General features: G+C 38.3%; 1 pseudogene. It reads left to right on the forward strand.

Annotation, left to right across the window (positions count from 1 at the left end):
• Positions 1-269 (forward strand): annotated as a pseudogene (locus tag AAEY62_RS22615) (UDP-N-acetyl-D-mannosamine dehydrogenase); the annotation flags it as partial.

Consider the following 269-nt stretch of genomic DNA (forward strand, 5'->3'; position numbering starts at 1 on the left):
GGGCTATATTGGCTTACCGACTGCAGCCATGTTTGCATCACGAAAAATAAAAGTAATAGGGGTTGATGTAAATCAACATGCAGTTGACACAATTAATCGTGGTGAAATTCACATTGTAGAGCCTGATCTAGATATTATAGTTCATGCTGCAGTTACTGAAGGTTATTTAAAAGCGACGACCATACCTGAACCTGCTGATGCATTTTTAATAGCCGTACCAACTCCATTCAAAAGCACTTTAAATACAGAAAATGACTCAGCAATACCTG

It is taken from the genome of Pseudoalteromonas sp. GW168-MNA-CIBAN-0100 (genome assembly GCF_040309225.1).
GTDB classification, from domain to species: Bacteria; Pseudomonadota; Gammaproteobacteria; order Enterobacterales; family Alteromonadaceae; genus Pseudoalteromonas; species Pseudoalteromonas arctica.